Here is a 19,451-nt window from a genome sequence, read left to right on the forward strand (position 1 = left end):
AACTTGACATCATATATATGTCCAGGCAAAATAGGCACAATTCAGTTCATATTACTAGCTTGCCCAAGTCTCAATAGGTCCGATGAAAGCGCTTTTTGGCGTTTCCATTCAGGATCGCAGGTCATCAACCCGTGGTTGAAACTTCAGAAAAATCAGAGAAAAGCTCGGTCAAAGAGGTAGCGCATTCCGCTCCTAACTTGACAGTGTCTAACACAGAGATGGCGGCAGCTAGAACGCCGACTGAGTCGCGTCCCAATATAGTCAAAGATGGCAAGCTGGAATTCTCCAATATCTACGGACCGCAGGGCGTAAACCCGGAACTGGCCACACCGCTCAGAAGCGGCAAGCCGGGCGACCAAACACAACCCACTGACGGCACGAAACCAGTTACTGACGCAACTGGCAAGCCAACCGACGCTCCATCATCTGTCAGCAACGACGCCAGCGTCATCAAGTCGAGACAAGACTTGCTCAAATTAACTGACGGTATGACTGCCGATCAGAAGGCTGAAGTTGACAAAGACTTGAAGGCAATTGAGAATCGCAATCCACCTTTGACTGCAGATCAGGTCAAAGGCATTTACGATTCGACCGCCAGATTGCTGAGAAACGATGGTGGACAATCACCTCTTTCGGCCGATGAGCGCAATCAACTTGCTGGAAGCATCTTGCACAACGCATCACTCAGAACCGGCACCGACCAGGGCTTCCACAACACCTGCAATGTCACGACAATCGAGCGTCGGCTCAATGTCACCAATCCTGCTGAAGCCGCCCGCATCGTTTCAGAAGTTGGTTTAACAGGTCAATTTCAATCAAGCGATGGCAAAGTGATTAAACTCGACGCAGCTAGTTTGCACGAGGACCGAGAAGCTTCACTTCAGTTTGGTGACAAGCAAACCGATGGAAAGCGCAACTATGCCAGTCAGATTTTCGACCAGGCTACGGTCAACGATTACTGGCAACACCAGAATCCGCCTCTCTTTTACTCGCAAGTCGCTCCCACAAGCCAGTCTGACACGGGAGAACGGCTGAAATACGCCAATGGGCAAGAGGTCATGGGGCCCGACGGAAAACCCATGAGGCAGCCCGCACTAAGTGTAGATGCTATGGCCGACATCGGTAAACGGCTAGGGTTCTCGGGAAATTACATAATTTCGAATGCCGATGTAGCTGGTCCCGATAAAACCGATGGCACTGCCAAAGTCCGCTCTTACCAAGAATTCTCAGACGCTCTTACTTCCGGAAAACCACCTGCAATCATCATGGTAAACGCCAACGATCAATTGTTCGGCGGCAACGGCGACAAGGGCGGCTCCGGCGGCTGGCACGTGGTCACTGTCGGCGACTACAAAGCCGGTCCTCCTCCTCAGGTTTTCATGACAAACCAGTGGGGTTCTGCCAACAACAAGTGGGTCAACGTAAGCGACCTCTACAACGCTACTTTGCCAACCAGCGCAGGACGTGTCGATGAAAGCGGTCACCAGCAAAAAGGTGGCGGCGATCAGGGTGGACAACAAGGCAACGGTGACCAGGGCGGTAACCGACGCGGTTGGTCGAGAAATGACGGTGTCATGCGCGACGAAGACTACAAGACATGGAGACAAGACGTCTTCGACAAGTCCTGGAAAGACATGGACGAAAATCCGCTCAAGAAAAATCCAAACCTTGACCCAAGCGTCCAAATTGCTCCACTGCAAAGCATGCTTGATGACGCAGTCAGCAAAAATGATTCGATGCAAATCGGTATCCTCAAACACAAAATCGAAGAGATCCGTGCTAACTTCGGCAGGTAATGGAACTTCGAGACTTCGGGGCAATCAAAAGCATCACTGTTCCCGGCGATTGGCTGGCGGACGGAGAGATAAACACAGGCGTCTTGAAGATGATCTGCCTGCATCCACCTGCGCATAGTGATGTGGAAATAACACTCTTCGAAAAGACCCAGGGCGTGCCGGAATCGGCCCTGCGAGATTTCAGAAAGATACTCGCTCTGGGCGAACACAAAGTAGTCGAGAGCGGCGAAGAACTTCTGCAATTAGCTCCCGTGATGGGCAATGCAGGAAACAATCAGTGGACGAATAAGGAAAGAGGCGCGCGCGGGCCGAACTTTCGGTTTACACAAGGCGAAATCACAAACATAAACGGCAAGTGCCTTTTGAAAGTGAAAGGCTCATTTCTGGAACCGTTATCTAAGCAAGTCCAAAATGAATACTGCGGGATTTTTATCGACTCGGGTGCCGACAATAATAGAATTCAAGAAATCTACCTGCAAGTTCCAGCTTCCTACGGCTACTTTCAATTCGAACGATTCGTGAAAACCTTCACGGATACACTTTCTACGGTTCTCTGGAAGTAAGCCTGACAATTATTTCGAAATTTTGTCTAATTTCGCTCTCACTTGTATACATGTGAGAACTCTGGCGAAATAAGGAAACAAGACTGATGAGCAAATCAGCCGATTCTTACGTGGAACAGTCTGCATTTAGCGTTTTTGCAGACAATTTCAATAAAGCAGCCCAGTCAATCGACTGGTCAATTGTTCCACCGACAAAAGACACTAGCACTGCACAGGCGGTTCTTCCAGAGCTGACGCTGACTCAAAATGACGTAGCATACAATCCGACACGTCCTTCAGATCGGCAAGTGATCAGAGATTTGCCGAACGGACAGACCGACAGAGCAGAAAAAATCGATTGGATCACGAACACTGCCGACGGCTATGACGCAGCAGTACAAGCCAAGAAACCAATTGTTATGGTGTTCGGTGAAAATGGTCAATGGTCTCAGGCCATGAACAGAGAGCTGGATAAGGAAGAATTCCAGAGACTCGCGTCCAAAGCAGTTTTTCTCAAAAGCACTCCCTCGACAGATGCAGTGGCAGCCAACATTGGTAAAGCGCTGGGTGTCGATCACTATCCTTCAATCTCCGTACTAAGCCCAAACGGCACGATGCTCGATGAAGTGGGCAGAATAGTTGGCTATTTCGACGCTGCAACAGTGGCAAACAAAGTTAGCGAATACATCAACAAGGTAAACTCAGCGCTGCAAGCACCACAAGTGGCTAGTGCAGAACAGACTTCAATAGCGGCCTGAACCAATAAACAGGCACACAACTGTGGATTGCCTGAAAAGTAGACGAAGCAGGACCATACAAAATCGACTGCGGCCAAACTCGGGCCTGGTAAGCACTGGGCCACGGTAGTCAATATTGAATTTAGCGCTGATTTGCTTGACTATTAGCGTATGAATTATCCAATCACAGATTATGCTTACGCATGATTGCAGATTCGTAATTGGTCTCCGAACTTCCGATTTCGGAAGATTGAAAACTTCGGTTGGCAAGTACGATATTGCTGCTGTTGCCAGGGAGGAAGAATGCCAGTCGAAGTCGATGTAGATAAGGTCGCTGAGTACGCTGCCGCGTCTCGTCAGAAGTACGAGCAAGAGCTGAAGATGCTCGTTGATATTCCAGGCGTCAGCATGGATCCCAATCGGAAGTCAGACATAATGCGCACAGCCGAAGTGGCAGCACGCTTGCTGACAGAGGCTGGCGCAAAGGCTGAAATTATTCCTACCAGTGGTAATCCAGTCGTGATTGCTGAAATGCTTGCCGATCCTGGATACCCGACCGTCACGGTCTACAATCATATTGATGTGCAACCAGCAGATCCGTCAGAATGGCAATCGCCTCCGTTCGATATGAAGATCGAAGACGGGACCTATCGTGGTCGAGGCACAACCGACGATAAAGGTCCGGCGCTGTCAGTACTTTACGCGGCAAAATACGCGCGCGAGCAAAAGATTCCAATCAACATCAAATTCATCTGGGAGTTAGAAGAAGAGATTGGCAGTCCAAACTTTGAACAGTTTTTGCATGACAATAAGGCAAAACTCAAAACTGATTCAATTGTGATTTCAGACACTATCTGGGTCTCACGAGAAAGACCAGCTATTCCTTATGGTTTACGAGGACTGCAAGGTGTGCTTGTCCGCCTCAAGACCGGAGTCAAAGACGTTCACTCCGGCACCACGGGCGGTTTAGCTCGCAACCCAGTGGGAGAATTGGCACATCTCATTAACGAGTGCTATAACGCCAAAACTGGGCACGTGAACATTCCGGGCTTCTACGACGATGTCCGGAAAATTTCCGACGACGAAACAAATAACTTCGTCGCCTCTGGGTTTAACGTCGATGCCTTCATGAAAGCGCATGAACTGAATTCGCTGCGCACACGAGATGCCAAAGAAGCATCCCAGCGCATTTGGGCACTGCCAACTTTCGAAGTACATGGTATCACGGGCGGTTATCACGGTCCGGGCGTCAAAACGATTGTGCCCCATGAAGCAGAAGCTAAAATCAGTATGCGCCTGGTCAAGGATCAAGATCCAGAGAAGATTTTTGCGTTGTTCAAGAGCTTCGTAAAAGAAAAATGTCCTGACGCTGAAGTCTTGCCGGAAGGTGCGCTTCGTCCCTATCTGGGAGAATTCGGCGGTCCTTACAACGAGGCTGCAAGTGCCGCCATGAAAGCTGCCTTCGGTAAAGAAGCCGCTTTCACTAGAGAAGGTGGCTCAATTGGTGCCGTGGTGAGTATGCACGATATTCTCAATAAGCCGATTGTATTTCTAGGTCTTTCATTACCTGAACACGGATACCATGCCATTAACGAGAACTTTGACTGGCAGCAAGCCGGAGGCGGCATAAAAATGTTCGTACACTATTTCAATGCTTTATCCAAGCTGAAGCAATAAGAAAGCGGCAACAATTGGTACACACTGGAAACCACTGCAAGTTGAAATTGAATGCGGCCTCTCTGGTCGCTGCAGTTCTCGCATCGAATTTGGCAATGGTCCACTATTCGGAACCGGGACTGTGTTCAACCAGAAAGACTGTAAGCTCCGAGCCTGCACCGTTTGCTTCTAAAACAAACACCAAGTCAAAAAGCAAGGCCAATTATGGACAGACAGACAAAAAGACGACCGGCTCTTCCAGCCAGGGACCAAGCGACGGTGCGGCTGTGGTGGCGGACAATCCTATTATCCAGACCATGGATGCCGAACTGAAACGCTCACTGGCAAAACTTCGAAACGCCGGCAAAGTTCCACTCTATTATCTGGCATACAGACTATACGAGGGAAACTGGGAGAAGATTTCAGCGACGAACGGCGCCATTCTGGATGACTATCCCAATAATTCCTGGCGTATGCTGGCGGTTGATTTGCGCGTCGGTACGCCTAAATTCGATAACACACATTTTTTGCGAGGAAAGAATTCCTCCTCACCGCATCAATACGAGAAATCGACTACCTTGTCCTCGACCTTGCCCAGCGATGGTGCTGGAATTCCATTACAGGAATGTTTGTGGTTAAAGACTGACGAAGCCTATAAAGCGGCGCAGCAGCGCTACTCCGAACTGGTAGCAAATAATGAGGTAATGTCGGACGAAGACGACAAATCTGATGACTTTTCATCGCAGCCAATTCACAAATACATCTCTCCAATCAAAGAAATCAAATTTGACAGAGCGTTATGGCGTGAGCGCGTCAGAAGGCTGTCCTTGATCTTCCTTAAACATCCTCTTCTTTTGCAGAATTCAACCGTAGCATTCGTAAGCGAGCCTCAATTACGTTACTTCGTCAACAGTGAGGGCTCGAAAATAATTGAACAGCACCTCGACTACCATCTTATGATTGTTGCTAATACCCTGGCTGATGATGGAATGGCGCTCTCATTGAACGACACTATTTCGCGGCCGGACGCATCCCTTTTCCCGGACGAAAAGGAACTGGCTGCAAGAGTAGAAAAACTGGCAAACAAATTAGAGCAATTGCGTAAGGCACCAGTAGCGGAGCCATTTGTCGGGCCGGCAATTCTTTCAGGAAAAGCAGCGGCTGTGTTTTTCCACGAGAGTTTTGGCCACAGGGTGGAGGCCGTGCATGAAAAAAGTGAGAACGAAGGCAAAACCTTCGCAAAAAAACTGGGCACCCAGGTGATGCCCAGGTTCTTAACGGTTGTCGATGATCCTACTCTTGAAAAATGGAACGGGGAGTACCTAAACGGTCATTACAAATATGATGACGAGGGTGTGCCAGGACAGGCAGTCACTCTGGCCAAAAGCGGTGTACTGACCGGTTTTCTACTAAACAGAACGATGGTGCAGGGGTTCTCCAGGTCAAACGGTCACGGGCGCTCGTCTCCGGGATGGAATCCGGTTGCAAGACAGGCGAACTTGATAGTCAACGCTGATCCCAAAAAACAGGTTCCATTCGAAAAGCTTAGAGCCCTGCTGATAGGCCAGCTCAAAAAAGAACACAAGCCATACGGACTTCTGTTTGACGAAATTCAAGGCGGTCATACTTACACAGCCAGAGGTTCGGAACAAACTTATTACATCAACCCGCTCATCGTCTACAAGATATTCGCCGACGGTAAGCCCGATCAACTCATTCGCGGTGCAGAGATCATCGGCACGCCACTAGCAGCGCTTGAACATGTAATAGCGGCCGGCGAAGAGAGATCGGTATTCAATGGTGTTTGCGGAAGAGAGTCAGGTCCGGTTCCGGTCTCGGCAGTGGCACCCAGCCTGCTGATTGAAAGCATGGAAACAAAGCGTTCTGCGAAATCTTTCGACAAAGTGCCGATACTGCCACCACCTGGAAACAATACAAAAGTTGAAACGAAGCCGCCATCCGAGCACTCCTCGAAAGGTGGCAGTCAATGAATAGAGGCTTTGTTGTAAAATCCGCCAAACTCTGGAAGTCCGGATGCGACCAATTCCTCGGCATCATCTCGAGTGACCGCAACAGAATCGTGCAAATCACACGAGCCTGCCTATTTCTAACAGTGCTCTCTCTGGCTTCTACTGCCGCAGTCTATGCAGACAGCGATGTTGTGATGAGTGCCCTCGTGGACGAAATGTCCAGGTCAATTTCCGAGTTGCGCGTCGATCAACACAAGCCCCCATATTTTGTTTCGTATGCAGTCAAAGATGTCGATGAGATCGTTTTTTCATCGATCTTAGGATCAAAACCGATCGTCAACAAAGCGCACGATCGGGTCCTCACGCCAATAATACGTGTTGGCGATTACGATCTCGACAGTGGCTACCACGTCTCTTCTCACACTGACTCAATCTATCCGCTGCCCGTCGACGACAATTACGATGCGATCCGGCGAGCGCTCTGGCTGTACAGCGACAATGAATACAAGAGCGCGATCCGCTTTCTAGAGTGGAAAAAAGCCTATCTCAGCGCCAACAATGTGCCCGATAGATTACCGGACATGAGCCACGAAGAGGCAATCACCTCCATCAATCCGCTGCGCACTACAAAATCAGATCCTAAGTGGATCGACACAGTGCAGCAACTGTCAGCGATATTCAAGAATTATCCCTCTCTGCAAAAGTCAAAAGTATCTTTCATCAACCGCACCATCAACACCTGGTATGTAAATTCAGAAGGATCAAGAGTTAGAGACTCGGTCTCAAAAATCTCACTGCGCATAACGGCTTCTGCACAAGCTTCCGACGGAATGCCAATTTCCGACTTTGATGTATTCGCAGTAACAAATGAGGAGCAGCTGCCATCATTCGATGAACTAAAGCAAAGAACGGAACAGCTAGCAGAACGTGTTGTCTCCGCACAGAAGGCTCCTCAGGCTGAGGAATACTGCGGACCGGTACTGTTCGAAGGGCAGGCAGCAGCGCAACTTTTTTCTCAGGTCATGGCGCCAAACTTTTGCTTTGCCGAAGACTATATCGGCGAGGAAGACTTCCGAAATCCGCTGAAAAATGCCGTGGGACGGAAGATCCTCCCCAAGAATATGACTGTCATTGATGATCCGCAAGCTAAAGATGCAGCTGGCAATTTGTTGTATGGCACATTCAAATTTGATGATGAAGGCATGCCGGCAAAACAGCTGACGCTGGTCGACAATGGTATTTTGAAAGGCTTTTGCCAGAGTCGACTGCCGACCAAGAAAAACCCACACAGCAATGGGCATTCAGTTGGCGGACACGGCGACTTCAGCATCTTGAAAGTGAGCTGCTCCCAGCCATCCACACCGGAACAAATTCGACAGCAGCTCTTCGATCTGGCAAAAGACGCCGGCACAGACTATGTCCTGGTTGTCTCTAGAATGTATGACGACTATCAAATGCAAGAATACCCCTCCGGACAACATCGTGAGCGTCCATACGTAACGCCTGCCTATTCAATGCAGCCGGGCAGTCCGGGTTTCGTATACAAGCTCTATCCAGATGGCAAACGAGAATTGGTACGAGGGCTGGAGTTTAGAAATATTTCGTTGAGGGCGTTCCGAGACATTCAGGCAGTCGGGGATCAACCTACCGCGCAAATCGTCGAACCGCAAGATTCGGCAGCTAGAGCGCTGGTCATACCTTCTTATGTGATTGGTGAACTCGAACTGACGCCGGTCAAGCCTGACCACACAACACTGCCAATCGCGCCCAATCCACTTGAGCAAGCTAAAACTGACAGTAAAAAGTAGTTGTTCGGCTGAACCGATTATTGAAGTCAACCGATTATCGAAAACACAGCTGTTGTTGAAAGACGAAACCGATCATTGAAAGACGCAACCGATCATTGAAAATCGAAACCGATTTTTGAAAGACGCAACCAAGTTATAGAATGACAAGCAAACTCAGCCGGTGTAACGGATAAATTTTGCTTTGCCATCGTATCGGTCGTTATCTTTGTGGAACTGGTAAGTTGCGTCGTTGGTTTGGGTTATATTGTCTCCGTTCCTGGCTGTTATTACCGAAATGTCACCGTAAACGCTACTATCATTAGGATTTGCACTGGGTGGTCTGACGATTATGTCACCGGGTCTGGCGTCAGCATAAGAAATCTCCTTGAACTTTCCGCTATCCAGCAGTGGTTTATCCATTTCGCCACCATTGCCGGAACCAAGGAACTCAGGCAATCCACACTGACTGAGAGCTTGCTGTACCGCCTTTGCGCAGTATCCAGTTCCCGCCATGTTCGCATCTTGCTCCTTAATCGCCGCAACCAATCTCTGATTGAACTCAGTTGGAGCCGGTGCATTGCCAGATGGTCCGCTGTTATCCGCAACCGCACCCTGACTGCCATTATTGCTTTCGTACTGAGCAAGAAACTGAGTAGCCGCCTCACTTCGGTTGTTTCTATTTTCTGGATTGTAGAGAGGTCGTTCAAACTTATCGTAGAAAATATTTGATGCTTCCGCCGCACTCATATTTGGATTCGCCTTAAAAGCATCCAGCGCTGCCGGTTCTGTAGTGTTCATTTCTTTCCACAGAAAATCAAGTTGCACTTTCATATCGGAAACCGGTTTGCCCTCGCTCTGAGCAAACTCATTTAAGGCGTCGCGTCGACCAAAGCTCCATTGAGCCAGACCGTAACCGATACCATTTCCTGCTTCAGTTATGCCGGGATTCAGACCTGATTCATATTGAAGATTGCCGGTAATTCCAGCCGCCTGCTCTTTGGTTAATCCCTTTTCTACAAAGTAGTCCATGATCTGCATTGCCGCAGGAGAGTTGGCATTCAAATTGACGTTAGGACCAATGCCGTCACTACCGGCTCGAGAAACGCCTGAATCTCCGCCGTAACTGCGACCGCCGCCGCCACCGCCGCCGCCATCACCGCCATAACTGCCGCCACCACCGCCGCCACCACCACCGCCCCCACCGGAGGAGCCGGAATCAGAGGGTTGTTGAACTGGTTGCGCAGGTTGAGGCTGATCCTGTGGTGCAGGTGGAGTAACGTCTGGTGCAGCAGGCTGATCGACAGCAAGCGGAACTGGTGCCGGCGGCAAGTCCGGTGCTTTTTGCAATTGATCCAGCCAATCTTGTGGAATCTTCGCTCCAGGATTATTTTTGGCAAAATAGCTGATCAAGTCTTTAATAGCAGCCTTCTGCAACTGGTCAGCAAACTTTTTAGCATCAACATCAGACTTGTTTTTTGCTTGCAGCTCGATGTTGATGGACCCGTCTTTATTCGGGCTTTTCTTATCAGGATTAGCTCTGAGTTTGCCATCTGCTCCCAGGAAAAAATCGGGCTGCTGACCACTCTTCTGATTGTCCGCAGCGCTCGTAAAAGAAACGCTCGTAGCCTTATCAAAGATTGGTCTGAGCTGCTCCGGTGTAGCGGCAGGCAACGAATCAATTGCATCCGCCGGGTAAATGTTTGGACTGAAATCAAGACTCTGAGGCAATTCCTGGGGTGCGCCGGCAGCTGTGAAATTGCGCGGCATGAGATCACCATATACATGATTAGAAAGTGCGAGTGCCGGAATATCTAGCGGAGCAGCGTTGAGATTCTCCAATGCAGCAGCTGAAGGTCGAGACATTCGTCGTCACCTGTGTTGGGGTCGCTACATTGAGGCGAGCTGCGAAAACAGCAAACCTGGCAGCAACCGGTTCTTAGTAAATATTCAGAGGGGCAAATGAAACTGTATCAAGGCACCGGGCACTTGTCAACAACTTTTAATAATCAGAAGGCTCATGGCTAGCTGGTCTAAACCTTTCACCAGGCTTTCTACTCTTTTGAAATCAGAGCTACCGCCTCTGCAGCTACAGCTTCGCCACGTCCCAGGTAACCGAGTTTTTCTGTCGTCGTTGCTTTGACGCTGAGAGCGTCGACGTCCATATGCAGGCGCGATGCAAGCGACTCCCTGATGCGATTGAAATAAGGAGACATCTTGGGTGCCTGGCAAATGATAGTCGAATCGATGTTGACGATTTTGTAGCCACGTGCGACTAAGAGCTCATAAACGTGTTCGAGCAACACAAGACTGTCAGCGCCCTTGTACTGCGGGTCTCCGGGTGGAAAATGCAGCCCTATATCCCCGAGAGCAGCCGCGCCGAGCAAAGCATCGATGATCGCGTGAGTGAGTGGATCGCCGTCTGAATGTCCTTCCATCCCGAGCGGATAATCGATACGAATTCCGCCGATAACAAGCGGCCGCCCCTCCACAAATTTATGCACATCGTATCCGGTGCCGATTCTCACTTAGACCTCTCCAGCCCCGGGTTCATGCTGATTCGCATCTCCCGGGCTCGTCCAGACCAACTCAGTTTGGTGATATAACCATGAGCAAAGCTTGCGATTCAACGGTATCACCAGGCTTCACATCAATGCTGGAGACCTTACCGGCGGTGGCAGCGAGTATCTCCTGTTCCATCTTCATTGCTTCGAAAAGAGCAATCTTCTGCCCCACCGAAACGGTATCGCCGACTTTGACAAACAGATCCTTAACAAGACCATTCATAGAAGTGCGCACTTCTCCCGAGCCTGACGATTGAGCAGATTTCCTGGACGCGCGTTCGGGCATCGGGCGAGCAGCTCGTGCTGGTACTGGTGCGGCCACCGCGGCCCTGCTGTTTCCTGCCGCCGCAACCGGAGCTGGCGAGGTATCAGTCACAGCCACCTTATATATCTTCTGATTTACTTCCACCTCAAAACTACGCGTGGTTTTTGACGATGAATCACTATTCAGAGAGGGCGAAGAGTCATTTGTTTTTTTTTCAGCTTGACCGGCGCTACTGGCAGTGGCGGCGAGCGCCTGATGCCTGGCGATAAAATCTTTGATCAACTCGGCCTCGACATATTTCGTGGTCATCTCACCGGCGCGAAATTTTGAATCATCAAGAATTGCCAACTGAAACGGAATCGTTGTTGCTACTCCCTTGATGTCGTAGCTGTTCAGAGCGAGCTTGCCTCGAACAATCGCTTCTTCTCTGTCTCGGCCCCAGACGATCAACTTAGCCAGCAGTGAATCGTAGAAAGGCAATATCTGATAGCCCTGATAGCACGCGCTATCGATGCGAGTCCAGGGAAGTCGGGGCTCGGCATAAGTGTGTACAACGCCCGGGCTGGGCATGAAATTCTTCAATGCATCTTCAGCGTTGATTCGAAATTCAATCGCATGTCCACGAAACTCGACATCGTCTTGAGTAAGAGAAAGCTTGTTTCCATCGGCAACCAGAATCTGCTCTTTAACTATATCGACGCCTGTGACTAATTCCGTGATGGGATGCTCAACTTGAACGCGAGTGTTGACTTCCAGAAAATAGAATTCGTCACCACTGACAAGAAACTCCAGCGTACCGGCAGAGCTATACTTCAGCGAGGCAGCACCTCTGACAGCCGCTTCCAGTAAGCGTTTACGCACTTCAGCCCCCAGTTTGACAGCCGGGCTTTCTTCGAGCAGCTTCTGGTGGCGTCTCTGGCTCGAACAATCGCGCTCACCAAGATGGATGACGTTACCATGCTCATCTCCAAGCACCTGCACTTCGATGTGACGCGAAGCATCCAGATACTTTTCGACATAAACCTCGTTGCTGCCAAAATAGCTCTGTCCTTCGCGCTGAGCTGAGGACAGTGCGTTCTCCACTTCCTGCTCGTTGCGAACGACTTTCAGACCTCTGCCACCACCACCGGCACTAGCCTTAATAGCGACAGGGTAACCATATTTAGTGGCAAGCTCCTTCACAATCTTCGGATCTGTGACTGGATCGGTGGTACCCGGAACTACCGGCACTCCGGCTGCTTCCATGGCTCGACGGGCTTCCACTTTCGAGCCCATTGCTCTGATTACAGCAGGGGTCGGCCCGATAAACTTGATGCCCGCGTCCAGACAAGCCTGGGCAAACTCGGCATTTTCAGAGAGGAAGCCGTAACCTGGATGCACAGCATCGACTCCGGCTTTTCTGGCAATATCAAGAATCTGAGCATGATCAAGATATACGCGAGCCGGCTGACCTTCCAACCGCCACTGCTCATCAGAAAGTTGCACGTGCCTCGACTCGCGGTCGGGTTCAGAAAAGATGGCGACAGTCTGTACGCCTAATTCTCGACAAGCCGCTATAACGCGCACTGCAATCTCACCGCGGTTAGCAATTAATATTTTCTTGAACATGTCTGACTCTTGATTGTGAAAGTGTATGTCAACTATGGGCCTAAAAATGCATCTGCAAAGCTACCAAATAATCGGCATAAAAAGGGAATTAGAAATCCTTATGAAACTCTTTCGGACCGCCTCATGGCAAGCGATATAGTCTGAACGTGCGATTGGTAGACACTTCCACTACTGTTGCGTGGCCAGAAAAGCCAAAAACTGGGATGATAGGATGATTGCGTACAGATCGAGTGCATCCCACAAGTTGGCAAGAGAAAACCATGTCACAGGCGTCTATCAACAATGTATTCATGGCAGGGAGCGGCTTTATGGGTTCAGCCATAGCCTATCTGATTGCCACCAAAACGAAAGCGACAGTAACTCTGTTCGATATCTCTCAGGAGTCACTGAAGCGCGCCGAAGCAGCCGTCGAGAAGTTCGGCAAAAGTTCGGTAGATAAGGGTTTTATTACAGCCGAAGCTCTGGCTGAGTGTCGAGGTCGCATTAAAACAGCAACCAGTCATGAAGCAGCTGCTGAGGCAGACCTGGTAATCGAAGCAATTGCCGAAGACTTACAAGCCAAAAGAGACTTATTCAGCAAGCTGGACGGCATCTGCAAAAAGGAAGCAATATTCGCCTCGAACACATCGTCTCTGCCGATTACGAGTCTGGCATCGGCAACCAAACGCTCCGATCGTTTCATAGGCATGCACTTCTTCTCGCCCGCTCACATCATGAAACTGCTTGAGCTGATTCCAGGCATCGACACGAGTGCAGCCACGTTAGAAAGCGCCAAAGCATTCGGAAACGAACTCGGTAAGACAATCATTACGGCAAAAGACATGCCGGGCTTCATCACGACGCGTCTGGGTCTTGTGCTCGTTAATGAAGCAGCTTTCGCGTTGATGGAAGGACTTTCAACGCCTCAAGAAATAGATACCGGCATGACACTCGGATACAACCATCCGATGGGGCCGCTGGCACTGGCTGATTTCATTGGGTTAGACATTTGTCTGCACATTATGGAAACCCTGCACGAGGGTTTCGGGGATCCAAAATACAGACCATGTCCTCTTTTGAGGCAGTTGGTCTCAGCCGGTCACTTGGGCCGCAAAACGGGTAAGGGGTTCTACGAATACGGTAACGCCGGATGATTTTTTTCACTTTTGTTCTCGTCAATGCAGTCGTTATCCTCTTCATGTTTTCGCTTACCGTAGCGTTCTATACGTTTCTACGTAATGTCGAGCGATGCAAAATTGCCGACCAGAATTTGCCTTTTGTCAGCATACTTGTGCCTGCCAGAAACGAAGAAGCAAAAATCGAAAGATGTCTGGACTCATTACTCGCTCAGGATTATCCAAACTTTGAACTGATCGTTATTGACGACAGATCAACAGACCGCACTGGTGAAATAATCGAAGCATATGCCAAACGCGACAGCCGCGTTAAGTATGTGCAAGGCAAAGACGCTCCCTCAGGTTGGATCGGTAAATGCAATGCGCTGGCGCACGCTGTCGGGTATGCGTCAGGCGATTGGTACATCTTCACCGATGCCGATACATGCCATGCAAAATCTTCAATCAGAGATGCCGTGGCTTACTCGATAACGAACAAAACCGATCTGGTCTCGTTTGTGCCGATGCAGGAGCTAGGCAGTTTCTGGGAAAAGCTGGTCATGCCTACATTGCTCAGTTCGTTCGTACTGGGCGACCCATTTCACAGCGTCAATAATCCCAAAGCCAAACGGGCTTACGCCTACGGACAATACATCATCTGCCGCCGTTCATCTTATGATGCACTGGGCGGTCATCAAAGCGTACGTGATGAAATTGTCGAAGACCATGCCATTGCCCGAGTGTTCAAAGAAAAGGGCTATAAAATTCTTGTGGCAGACGGCAAAACTTTGTACAGCGTGCGCATGTATACAGATCTCGAGAGCATGTGGCAGGGCTGGACCAAGAATCTGTATTCATTGATTGATAGCCACGTAATCAATCTGCTCGCCATCATCGCGCTTTTGAATACGGTTCTGTTGACACCGTTTATTGAATTGGGCGTTGTAGCAAATATGTGGATGCAGGCAGATCCATCACCATTGCTTTTGCCTATCAGCCTGCTTGTCGGCTCGCAATTACTTATCCTCATGCTGTGGTTCAGATTGACAGCTGAACACCGCGCCGGCACGACATGGTGGCACTTCTTCTGGCTGCCATTTGGCGCTTTGTCGGTGACGTGGTTACAAATACACGCAGCATACTTAGTTTTGAGCGGCAGCAAGGTCAACTGGAAAGGACGCCAATATACGGTTAATACGTCCAAGACAATTCAGCCAAACACACCCAAGAAGTTGGATGCAGCGCTTGACTCCGCGTCGCTTTCGACCGATGGACCGGATTAGGTTACAGGCAGCGAGATTTCTTTTCGCGACGATAACCGTCTGCTCGTTAAACGACGGGCTGTTTACGGCAGCACGGGGCAGCGACTCTTACACTGGTGATGATGGTACCGGCAGGACGAACACTGGCAGGTCCTATGAAGGTGATGCTGCGACCCGTTCACCTGTTTCAAGCGGACTCAAGAAGCTCAAAGGAGCTGAATACCGAAGTGAGGCAGCGAGAACCAGCAAGAAAACTGGTTTCGATACGGAGGAGCCAGAACAAACACTCTGGTCAAAGTACAACGTAGCAGGCCGAAAAGCGATGGCAGACGCTGATTACAAGCGAGCGTCGATGCTCTTTCAATTAGCCTTGATTGAAGCTCAGAAGACGGGCAAAGATGACTTAAACCTTGCCGCCACGCTCAATAACATCGCCGAGCTGGAACGGCTGACTGGTAAATACTCAGATGCCGAAAAAGCCTACAAGAGATCGCTTTCAATCAAAGAAAAATTACTTGGATCCGACAACATAACCGTCTCCAAAACACTAGGGAATATGGCTGTCTTGTATGCACTACAAGCAAATTATCCTGAGGCTGAGAAGCTCTATAAAAAATCCATCGCCATCAAAGAAAAGCTTCTCGACAAAGACGATCCAAGCATTGCTTCCGGTTACAACAACTTAGCGGCCTTGTATGACCGGGAGGGACGTTTTGCCGAAGCTGAGGCACTCTACTTTCGATGTTTGAAAGTGCGAGAGAAAGTTCTGGGAGAAAACAACGAAGATGTGGCTGTCACGCTGGGAAACCTTGGCAACTTATACTTCCACGAAAAACGCTATGAGGAAGCCGAAAAATACTTCAAAAAAGCGCTGGCAATCGATCAGAAAGTGTTGGGAAAAGACCATCCTACAACCGTAGGAATCTCAGCCAGTCTAGCCAAAATCAACATGGCTCGGGGTAATTTCGATCAAGTGGAAGCAGCTTTGAAAAAGGCATTGTCAGTGCACCAGTCGGTATTCGGATTCGAGCATCCGGCAGTCGCCGACGACCTTACAAGTCTCGGCAACTACTACGAACAGAAAAAGCAATTTCAGGAAGCGGAGCACTACTATAAGCGAGCGATGACCGTGCGAAAAACGACTCTGGGAGCAGAACATCCCGATACAATTGCAGCTGTCAGAGCCTACAACTCCATTTTAAAATCGCTCGGAAGAACGAAGGAGACGGCGAACACAAACGGTGCCTCCCACTAAGCGTTGACACGTACTTAAAAATCAAGTCCAAATAATATCGGTATGGCGCTGGTTGCCAGATCTGGAGCCAGGAAGCTGAGAGCACCAAGCACAGACGCCTGAAGCACCTGCACATAGATATATGGTTCCTTCTTCTTGCACTTCTTTATTGCGGCGCAGATGGTTGTGACACAGGCGAGAAGTCCCAACAGTTGCACTGATTTAGCTGTTGTTCGTAAGAGCGACGCGAGTTCGATGCTCCAGAGAGTGTGAACTACCGGCAGCCCGCTCGCCATGCGCACTCGAAAGAATAGATAAGACAGAAAACACAGCAGGCATAGCGCTCCTGTGACAACAACCTTTTGTCTCCAATCCAATTTTTGCATCACGTACTCCAGTAGAGCCATTTTGACTATCTGCGTTTATAAACAACACCAGGTTTTCCCCAGGTCGCAGGGAGGCTATTGACTGTTATTTTTTTGGAGACGCACCACATGCAATGGCAGCAAGAAGCGAGCACTGAAGCAGGCGGTGAACCTGAGCCGAACCATTGAATTGGCAGTTACCACTTCCCAAATCGAGGCCGGTTTGACATGCTTGACGGCTCTGAGTACCCTAATCAAATCCCGGCTATAAAGGCGAGCAATCTATGACTCTCAGCGGACCAGAAAACAGAAGTCCGAGCGTAGCGGAATTGCAAAAATTTGTAAGAGACAAAGTCAAGTTGGAATTTCTTCTCAGCAACGGAGAAAAATTTGTCGGAACTCTGCGCTGGTTCGATGACAGCTGCTTTTCGCTTGTACAAGAGTATGAAGGACCTATCACTTTGCTACGAACATCCGTACTCGGATACAGGTCCCTACAATAGCCAAAATCCTCGCAATATCCCCGAAGATGCAAATAGCGTTAGCCCGGGGAGCCAAAATATTTCAAAGTCGCGGCGCGAATATATCGATAGTAGAACAAAAATGAAGCCTATCAGACTGTGATCCTTTACTTACCAAAGGCTCTCAAATGCCATCAGACGGGCATTTGTGTTAAACTTGGCGAGTATCAGCATCTGGTGCTGACGACTTCACGCGGGGCTTGGCAGTATTGTTCAAAGGTTTTTTCCGACAAGAAATTGGCGTCGATCTCGGGACTGCAAACACGCTTATATATCTGACCCAGAAAGGCGTCGTCTTGCGGGAGCCGTCTGTTGTCGCTGTTGATGATCAGACAAACACAGTTCTCGCTGTCGGCGAGGAAGCAAGGGCGATGATCGGTCGCACGCCAGTCGGCGTCACGGCATGCCGCCCTCTGAAAGACGGCGTCATTGCCGATTTCAAATTCGCCGAAGTGATGCTCAAAAAGTTTATCGAACGTGTGAGCGGTAATCGCGGCTTCATGAATCCATACATGGCGATTGCCGTGCCGTCCGGCGTCACCAGCGTAGAGAAACGAGCGATCAGAGATGCAGCCATTACAGCTAAAGCTGGTCAGATTTATTTGCCTGAAGAACCGATGGCAGCGGCTATCGGTGCGGGCTTGCCAGTGGCCGAGCCGACCGGCTCGATGATTGTTGACATCGGCGGCGGTACGACTGAAGTTGCTGTTATCAGTCTTTCCGGCATCGTCGTCAATGAATCGATTCGCATTGCAGGCGACGAATTGAACGACGCTATCGTGCAATATCTGAAGAAAGTGCACAGCCTGGCTATCGGCGAACGCACCTCTGAAGACATCAAATTCCGTCTCGGCTCAGCCCGAAACTCAGTTGAAAACGACAGCTACGAAGTACGCGGATTGAACTTAATAAACGGCTTGCCCCGAACAGTTTCCATCAGTCGCGCAGAGGTGCGAGAAGCTCTTGGTGAGCCGCTCAACCAGATAGTCGAAGCAGTGCGACGAACACTGGAACGCACACCACCCGAGTTAGCGGCAGACATCTTCAACAGAGGCATAATGCTTACTGGCGGCGGTGCCTTATTGCAAGGATTGGACGAACTGATATCTGACGAAACTGAAGTGCCGGTTTTCATCGCAGACGACCCGCTTTCGTGCGTTGCTATCGGAACTGGCAGAATGCTGAGCGAACCAACATTCCGCCGCGTTCTCGAGCAGTGTATCTCGCAAAACTGAGGGCTCGCTCGTGCCCCCTCCAAACCAAGGCAGAATGGGTGTAGACACGGAATCCACCGCGGAATTCGTGTTCATTCTCGTTCTCATATGGATGGTAGCGGGTCCTATCAGCGGGGCGGTGCTGGGAGCGCAAACATGGATTACCTCGATCGTGGCGAAGGGTTCCTATCAAGTCGAATCAACCAAAAACCTCGCCCAACAACTTCTGGAATCTTCTGAAAAAATCAAAGCCTACGAAACCAAATTGGCCAAGCAAGAGCTCGAGCTGACACGATTGAGACAGCAGTCTCAAGACACAAATAAGCTGCGCAGTCTACTCAATTTGAAGCAGAAGTCAAACCGCAAAACAATTGCGGCAGAAGTAATCGCGCGCAACCCGGATAACTGGTTCAGCCAGGTTGTAATAGACAAAGGCACCATAAATGGTGTCAAAAAAGGTTCTGCCGTAATCACCAGTGACGGCGTCGTCGGACAAGTCGTAAGCACAACCAGCGATGCCAGCGTAGTGCGATTACTAACTGATCCCGATCAAAAACTGGGGGTGGTAATCTCCAGGATAGGACTGACTGGCATTCTTTCTGGTGCTTACGCCAGTCCAGCTAAGATAGACTATGTTCCAGTCGGCACCAACGTTGATGCAGGCGACAAGATCATGTGTCTCGGCAAGGGCGGCACCTTTCCAGAGAACCATCCAGTAGGCATAGTCAGCGCCGTACGCCGCGAAAACAATGGAGCAGCGTTGCAAATCGAAGTAAAGCTTTCTGAGAACTGTTACGATTTAAGCCAGGTACTGGTTTTGCCCCCGCTTGAATAAGGAG

15 protein-coding genes are annotated in these 19,451 nt (G+C 49.7%); 11 read left to right on the top strand and 4 right to left on the bottom strand.

The window, feature by feature from the left end; all coding sequences use genetic code 11:
• Nucleotides 1-131: 131 nt before the first annotated feature.
• The 6 genes from EKK48_06170 (at nt 132) to EKK48_06195 (ending at nt 8,509) form a co-directional block, all read left to right on the top strand.
• Entirely contained in the window at nt 132-1,796 is a 1,665-nt protein-coding gene (locus EKK48_06170) for a hypothetical protein (protein RTL44833.1), read from the top strand.
• Entirely contained in the window at nt 1,796-2,359 is a 564-nt protein-coding gene (locus EKK48_06175; protein ID RTL44834.1) for a hypothetical protein, read from the top strand. The genes EKK48_06170 and EKK48_06175 overlap by 1 nt, the downstream gene beginning before the upstream one ends.
• Before the next feature lie 86 nt (nt 2,360-2,445).
• Nucleotides 2,446-3,096 carry a hypothetical protein gene (locus EKK48_06180; protein RTL44835.1) on the top strand — a complete coding sequence of 217 codons (651 nt, stop codon included), beginning with the start codon at nt 2,446-2,448 and terminating at the stop codon, nt 3,094-3,096.
• 282 nt (nt 3,097-3,378) lie between these two features.
• On the top strand, nt 3,379-4,752 hold the full coding sequence (locus EKK48_06185) for a M20/M25/M40 family metallo-hydrolase (GenBank protein ID RTL44836.1): 1,374 nt from the start codon (nt 3,379-3,381) through the stop codon (nt 4,750-4,752).
• A 95-nt stretch (nt 4,753-4,847) separates the two neighbouring features.
• Nucleotides 4,848-6,722 carry a peptidase U62 gene (locus EKK48_06190; GenBank protein ID RTL44837.1) on the top strand — a complete coding sequence of 625 codons (1,875 nt, stop codon included), beginning with the start codon at nt 4,848-4,850 and terminating at the stop codon, nt 6,720-6,722.
• On the top strand, nt 6,719-8,509 hold the full coding sequence (locus tag EKK48_06195) for a hypothetical protein (GenBank protein ID RTL44838.1): 1,791 nt from the start codon (nt 6,719-6,721) through the stop codon (nt 8,507-8,509). The genes EKK48_06190 and EKK48_06195 overlap by 4 nt, the downstream gene beginning before the upstream one ends.
• A gap of 153 nt (nt 8,510-8,662) precedes the next feature.
• Here EKK48_06195 and EKK48_06200 read toward each other — a convergent pair whose 3' ends face one another.
• The 3 genes from EKK48_06200 to EKK48_06210 form a co-directional block, all read right to left on the bottom strand.
• A complete protein-coding gene (locus tag EKK48_06200; protein ID RTL44839.1) occupies nt 8,663-10,351 on the bottom strand; it encodes a hypothetical protein in 1,689 nt (562 codons plus the stop codon).
• Nucleotides 10,352-10,539: 188 nt separating this feature from the next.
• Nucleotides 10,540-11,013 (bottom strand): 2-C-methyl-D-erythritol 2,4-cyclodiphosphate synthase, encoded by a 474-nt coding sequence (locus EKK48_06205; GenBank protein RTL44840.1) that lies wholly within the window; start codon nt 11,011-11,013, stop codon nt 10,540-10,542.
• Between the two features lie 61 nt (nt 11,014-11,074).
• A complete protein-coding gene (locus tag EKK48_06210) occupies nt 11,075-12,922 on the bottom strand; it encodes an acetyl-CoA carboxylase biotin carboxylase subunit (GenBank protein RTL44841.1) in 1,848 nt (615 codons plus the stop codon).
• A 260-nt stretch (nt 12,923-13,182) separates the two neighbouring features.
• Here EKK48_06210 and EKK48_06215 point away from each other — a divergent pair, with 260 nt between their 5' ends.
• Genes EKK48_06215 through EKK48_06225 form a run of 3 tightly spaced genes read left to right on the top strand, consistent with a single transcriptional unit; the run spans nt 13,183 to nt 16,533 of the window.
• Entirely contained in the window at nt 13,183-14,055 is an 873-nt protein-coding gene (locus EKK48_06215; GenBank protein ID RTL44842.1) for a 3-hydroxybutyryl-CoA dehydrogenase, read from the top strand.
• On the top strand, nt 14,052-15,299 hold the full coding sequence (locus EKK48_06220) for a glycosyltransferase (protein ID RTL44843.1): 1,248 nt from the start codon (nt 14,052-14,054) through the stop codon (nt 15,297-15,299). The genes EKK48_06215 and EKK48_06220 overlap by 4 nt, the downstream gene beginning before the upstream one ends.
• Complete coding sequence (locus EKK48_06225) at nt 15,253-16,533, top strand: tetratricopeptide repeat protein (GenBank protein ID RTL44844.1); 1,281 nt, start codon at nt 15,253-15,255, stop codon at nt 16,531-16,533. The genes EKK48_06220 and EKK48_06225 overlap by 47 nt, the downstream gene beginning before the upstream one ends.
• 14 nt (nt 16,534-16,547) lie before the next feature.
• Here EKK48_06225 and EKK48_06230 read toward each other — a convergent pair whose 3' ends face one another.
• Complete coding sequence (locus EKK48_06230; protein RTL44845.1) at nt 16,548-16,898, bottom strand: hypothetical protein; 351 nt, start codon at nt 16,896-16,898, stop codon at nt 16,548-16,550.
• 709 nt (nt 16,899-17,607) lie between these two features.
• Between EKK48_06230 and EKK48_06235 the strand changes: the two genes are divergently transcribed.
• The gene (locus EKK48_06235) at nt 17,608-18,633 is read left to right on the top strand and encodes a rod shape-determining protein (protein ID RTL44846.1); all 1,026 of its coding nucleotides are present in this window, start codon (nt 17,608-17,610) and stop codon (nt 18,631-18,633) included.
• 34 nt (nt 18,634-18,667) lie between these two features.
• A complete protein-coding gene (gene mreC / locus EKK48_06240; GenBank protein RTL44847.1) occupies nt 18,668-19,447 on the top strand; it encodes a rod shape-determining protein MreC in 780 nt (259 codons plus the stop codon).
• Nucleotides 19,448-19,451 lie beyond the last annotated feature (4 nt).

This window comes from Candidatus Melainabacteria bacterium (assembly GCA_003963305.1).
Taxonomy (GTDB): Bacteria; Cyanobacteriota; Vampirovibrionia; order Obscuribacterales; family Obscuribacteraceae; genus PALSA-1081.